Annotated in this window: 3 protein-coding genes; all 3 read right to left on the bottom strand. The window is 61.1% G+C overall.

Translation table 11 applies throughout. The annotated features are described in order from the left end of the window. Nucleotides 1–79: 79 nt before the first annotated feature. The 3 genes from IVB48_RS15915 to IVB48_RS15905 are packed head-to-tail and all read right to left on the bottom strand — an operon-like array spanning nucleotide 80 to nucleotide 2,511. Nucleotides 80–1,651, bottom strand: coding sequence for an IS66 family transposase (locus tag IVB48_RS15915; RefSeq protein WP_247400758.1), 1,572 nt, complete (start codon nucleotides 1,649–1,651; stop codon nucleotides 80–82). A 52-nt stretch (nucleotides 1,652–1,703) separates the two neighbouring features. Then, on the bottom strand, nucleotides 1,704–2,057 hold the full coding sequence (gene tnpB / locus IVB48_RS15910) for an IS66 family insertion sequence element accessory protein TnpB (RefSeq protein ID WP_247371481.1): 354 nt from the start codon (nucleotides 2,055–2,057) through the stop codon (nucleotides 1,704–1,706). Further along, the gene (locus tag IVB48_RS15905; protein ID WP_247400757.1) at nucleotides 2,038–2,511 is read right to left on the bottom strand and encodes a transposase; all 474 of its coding nucleotides are present in this window, start codon (nucleotides 2,509–2,511) and stop codon (nucleotides 2,038–2,040) included. The genes tnpB and IVB48_RS15905 overlap by 20 nt, the downstream gene beginning before the upstream one ends. Nucleotides 2,512–2,593 lie beyond the last annotated feature (82 nt).

The raw sequence follows: 2,593 nt of genomic DNA, 5'->3' as shown, positions 1-2,593 counted from the left end.
GTAAGCGCGATTTTCTCCGCACGGTGACGCCCGCGCTTTTGACGGATGGCCTTCGTATCGAGGGCGGCATCTGACCCGTTCAGGCAGCGGCGGTTTTGGGGAAGTTGAAGGGCAGCAGGTCGGTAATATCGGCGTCGCCCGCGCGCTGAGGCAATTCGGTGAGGACGTGGCGCAACCAGGCTAACGGCTCGACGCGTGAGGCGCGGCAGGTCAGCATCAGACTGTAGACGACGGCACTGGCCCTGGCTCCCTCGACGGTGTCGCTGAACAGCCAGCTCTTTCTGCCAGTGGCAAAGATTCTGATATCGCGCTCCAGGAGATTGTTGTCGATCGGCATCCTGCCATCTTGCGTGTAGCGCGTCAGATATGACCATTGGTTCAGAGTGTAGGATACGGCATCGCCAAGCTTGCTGTCGGGCAAGACCTTCGGGGCGATTTGATCGAGCCATTCCTTGAGGGCGTTCAGGACGGGAATGCTGTGTTGCTGGCGGAAGCGGCGAATGCATTGATCTGGCGTTTCGCCTCTGTCTGGTTTTTCGTCCCGCGCCTGCCTTTCAACCCGGTAAAACTGTTCGAAGAACCGCAGCGCCTGCTCGGGCGGACCGCCGCCCTTCTTCCTCGCCTTGAGGGCATCGACAAAGCGCCGTCGGGAGTGGGCCATGCATCCAATGTGGGTGGCCCCTTCCAGCGTGCGCCATGCGGTATAGCCGTCACTCATCACGATGCCACGGTAATCGCCGAGGAAGGCCTGCGGGTGGATCTGGCCGCGGCCCGGCTGATAATCCAGAAGAACGATGGGCTCGTGACTGCCCTGGCCGCTGCGATAAGCCCACATGTACGATGTGCTGGTGGCTTTTTTGTCCTTCTCCTTGAGGACCTGAACCGTCGTCTCGTCGCCATGGATGAGAGGTTGCAGTCTGAGCCGCAGCTTCAGGGCGTCTGAGATGCGATGCAGATGCTTCTCGCTCGAGCCGATCACCCAGTGACCCAAAGCGCCGCGGCTGACAGGAACACCTGCGCGTTCGAAGGCCTGCGCCAGACGGTAGAGCGGCGTGCCATCGACATATTTGTGAACCAGCGCGAACGCCAGCGTTGAGGCCGTGGCAACGCTGCCCGGCAAGGGCTGCGTCGGCATCGGCGCGGTCACGACAGGGGCATTGATCCCGGTGCGATCGCAATGGCGGCACCCATATTTGAAGCGCACATTCTGTAAAACCTTCGCCTTCACCTCGATATGAAGTTGCTCGGTGACAGTCTCGCCCATGCGATGCATCTGGCCACGGCAGCAAGGACACGCCTTCTGATCGTCGGACAGGTCATACTCGACCCGCTCACGCGGCAGGTTCGCCGGCAGCGGTCTGCGGCCGCGCTTCTTTCCCGTTGTGCTTTCGACGGGTGGCAAGCCCGTGTCCGGAAGTTCGGCGATATTGTCCGTTTCGCTGCCGGCATCATCCTCGTCGGCGGCCTGCTCGGCTTCATTGAACAGACGGTCGACGTGCTTTTCGCTGCGCGGCGCAAAACGATGCAGGCGTGCCAGCGCCAGTTCTTCCTCGAGCCTGACGACGCGCTCCGTGAGCTGACGATTCTCCACCTGCAGCGCAGCAATGCGCGCCAACAGCGCTTCGACACTCGGTTCGCCGGTTCGATTCATCGGATTCTTGAATCTGAACCGTACCGACGCGTCAACCGCTCAACTCGAGAGCTCAGCCGGCAACCTGATATTGCCGCACCGGATGGCGGACCATCGCATCGATATCGATGCCGTCAAGGATCCAGTGCAATTGCTCGGTCGTCAGCGTGACGACCGCCTCCTGGCGGCGCGGCCATCGGAACTTGTCCTCGGTCAGCCGCTTCAGGACCAGCACAAAGCCGGACCGGTCGAAGAACAGCAACTTCAACCGGTCGCAACGGCGATTGCAGAACGCAAAAACCGCCGGAGCGAACGGATCGAGCGCCATCGTCTCCTGGACCAGAACCGCAAGGCTGTTGATGCCAGCCCGGAAGTCGATCGGCTCACGGTGCAGATAGACCTGCAGGTCACCGCCCAGTCTGAACATGGCTCAGGGCTCCGATGATCGCCGTCAATGCATCCACATCGCCGCATTCCAGCGCGACCTTCACGCCGTTCGGCAGCGACGCGCTCACTTTGGCCGGAGAACAAAAAGCTGTAGTCCCCTTGGGTTCCGACCCGCGCACTTCATCGCAAGCCGCCGGCAAACCCACCATCGCCACGCTGCTCCCCCGCGACAGGGCGCGATCGGAAGCCCCCTCAAGTTGAACCGGGATGAACGCCGATGGGGAAGACCGCGGGAGAGACCTGGTCGCGGTGTGCTTCTTGATCCATTTCCGAAGCAGGTTCGCGTTGACCCCGTGTTCGAGCGCAAGTCTCGATACCGAAACGCCAGGCTCAAGACAACTCGCGACAAGACGCTCCTTCGATGCCGCCTCGTAGCGCCGGCGACCGTTCCGACCAACAAGCCTGACCCGCAGTTTCTGATCATCGTGTGCCATCACAAGGTGTCCACCTATTTTGGTGGACACCTCATGCATCAGAGCACTCAAAAGCAAAAGGTGCAGGGAAATTCGCGCTTAC

The sequence above is a fragment of the Bradyrhizobium sp. 76 genome (assembly GCF_023073025.1).
Taxonomy (GTDB): Bacteria; Pseudomonadota; Alphaproteobacteria; order Rhizobiales; family Xanthobacteraceae; genus Bradyrhizobium.
This window is presented reverse-complemented; position numbering and strand designations above follow the sequence as displayed.

Bases quoted from the DNA above. Each gene is read 5' to 3' on its own strand.
- IVB48_RS15905 (WP_247400757.1), bottom strand. From the start codon at position 2,511: ATGGCACACGATGATCAGAAACTGCGGGTCAGGCTTGTTGGTCGGAAC.
- IVB48_RS15915 (WP_247400758.1), bottom strand. From the start codon at position 1,651: ATGAATCGAACCGGCGAACCGAGTGTCGAAGCGCTGTTGGCGCGCATT.
- tnpB (WP_247371481.1), bottom strand. From the start codon at position 2,057: ATGTTCAGACTGGGCGGTGACCTGCAGGTCTATCTGCACCGTGAGCCG.